This is a genomic window from Planctomycetota bacterium (genome assembly GCA_026387035.1).
Classification (GTDB): domain Bacteria; phylum Planctomycetota; class Phycisphaerae; order FEN-1346; family FEN-1346; genus JAPLMM01.
Map to the genome: position 1 here is coordinate 1 of JAPLMM010000260.1, position 2,048 is coordinate 2,048.

3 protein-coding genes are annotated in these 2,048 nt (G+C 69.8%); all 3 read left to right on the forward strand.

The window, feature by feature from the left end; translation table 11 throughout:
* On the forward strand, nucleotides 1-199 hold a 199-nt coding region (locus NTX40_09870), incomplete at its 5' end, for a hypothetical protein (protein MCX5649384.1).
* A gap of 3 nt (nucleotides 200-202) precedes the next feature.
* Nucleotides 203-1,582 carry a hypothetical protein gene (locus tag NTX40_09875; GenBank protein ID MCX5649385.1) on the forward strand — a complete coding sequence of 460 codons (1,380 nt, stop codon included), beginning with the start codon at nucleotides 203-205 and terminating at the stop codon, nucleotides 1,580-1,582.
* Between the two features lie 53 nt (nucleotides 1,583-1,635).
* On the forward strand, nucleotides 1,636-2,048 hold a 413-nt coding region (locus NTX40_09880; protein ID MCX5649386.1), incomplete at its 3' end, for a radical SAM protein.

Here is a 2,048-nt window from a genome sequence, read left to right on the forward strand (position 1 = left end):
CGGCGCCTTCGCGCGCGTTCGCCGCGCCGTCGAGGCTTTTTCCGCCGACCACCTCGCGGCCGCGTATCAGGCTCTCGTGGATGCCGACCTCGCCGCCAAGACCTCCGCCCACGAACGCCTCGCCATGGAGACGCTCGTCCACCGCCTCTGCAACCCCGAGGCGATGCGTCTGGCTCCCGACGCCGCCGCCCTGGAGTAGCCCATGCGCGTCCTCCTCGTTCAATCCGCCGCCGACCTGGACGCCCAGCGAAACCCTTACCGCCACGAAGTCGCCTTGCTGGGCGCCGTCTTGCGCGCCCGCGGCCACGACGCCTCGCTCCTCATTCTCGAATCCTGTGACGAAGCCGCCCTCGACGCCGCCCTCACCGGAACCGCTCCTGACGCCGTCGCCTTGTACGTCGAAAGTCTTTCGGCCGACCTCGCCCGCCGCATCGCCGACTCCCTCGCTCGCATCACCGGCGCCCAACTCCTTCTGTTCGGCCCCCATCCCGCTCGATGCCCCGACGACTGCCTGAGCATGAGCGGCGTCCAGGCTGTCGCCATCAGCCCGGCCGACCGCGCCATCCCCGCCTACCTCGACGCGCCGCACGAAGGTCTCGAACATCTGAAGACCCCCGGCCTCTGGATCAAATGCGAATCGGGCATCATGCGCAACGCCCCCGTCCGCCCGCCGGAATCCCTCAGCGACTCTCCGCCGCCCGCCCGCGACCTCTACCTTTCCGACCTGGTCCTCGATTCGGGCGGCTACGCTGAGGTCTGTGTCGCCCGCGGCGGCGAAACACGCCAGGCCGCCGCCCCCGTTCCCGTGCCGACCCCCCAGCCCGCCGCACCCTGGCCCGTCATCCACCGCCCCCTGCGCGCCATCCTCCAGGAGATGTTTAACCTCGCCGAAGAACACATCGACATGGCCGGCTTCCGCATCACCAATCCCCGCTGGGTCTCCGCCCCCGAGTGGTTGGCCAAGTTCGCCGACGCCTACGCCCGCGACGTGGCCTTGCCCTTTCGCACCGTTCTCGCGCCCCGCGACGTCACCGACGCCGTCGCTCCGCTGCTCGCCCGCGCCGGGTGCGAGGAGGTCCTCATCGAGGTCGGCAGCGGCTCGACGCTTATCCGCAACGACATCCTCGATCTTGAGGTCTCCGCCGGGGATCTTGCGGCCGCCTTTGCCGCCCTTCGCCGCGCCGGCGTCCGAAGCGCCGCCCGGGTCGAAATCGGCGCGCCCTACGAAACCCCCGCCTCGCTCGACGAGACGCTCTTGATGCTCAATCGCCTCGCCCCCGACCGGGTGGAAGCGGTCCTGCACTTTCCCGCGCCGGGCACGCGGGCCTACGCCGCCGCTAGGGAAAACGGCTGGCTCGTCGGCGACCCCGCCGCCGCCTACCGCGCCGGTCGCCCTGCCCTCGCCCTCCCCGCCCTCTCCGAAGACGATCTCATCACGGCCCGCGAGACCGTTCCCTACGCCGTCCACCGTCCGCGGACCGCAGCCTTGATTCGCCTCGCCCGGCGCGCCAAAATTGGCAAAGGGCGGACCTTCTTCGAACTGGTCGTCAAACCGTTTCTCGGCCCGCCCATCCGGCGCTGAGGGTGCCGCTTGCTTGCCCGCCGTAGCCTCCGGCGAAGGCGGGTGGCTTAGCCATGCCGTTCGAAACACAACTTATGACGCGAACCAACACCCAACTTTCGCCCTCCGAAAAAAAGGTCCGCCTCCTCCGCGCCTACGTCGCCCGCCGGCCCGTCTGGTGCGCCTGGCAGGTCACCTACCGTTGCAACTTCCGCTGCCGCATCTGCTCCTACTGGCAGGAGCCCCACTCCCGCGACGAGGAACTCTCCGTCGCCGACTTCGCGCGAGGGGCGGCCAACCTCGCCTGCTCAGGCTCCCTCCTCGTCAACCTCGCCGGCGGCGAACCGCTCTTGAGGCCCGATCTCGCGGAAATCGTCCGCGCCCTTGCTCAGTGGCATTTTCCACTGCTTACGACCAACGGCTGGCGCCTCCAGACAGAGACAGCCCGGCGCCTCTGGCAGGCCGGACTCTGGGGCGCGAGCGTCTC

Excerpts from the sequence above, each read along its gene's own strand:
- NTX40_09875 (MCX5649385.1), top strand. The coding sequence starts at position 203 with ATGCGCGTCCTCCTCGTTCAATCCGCCGCCGACCTGGACGCCCAGCGA.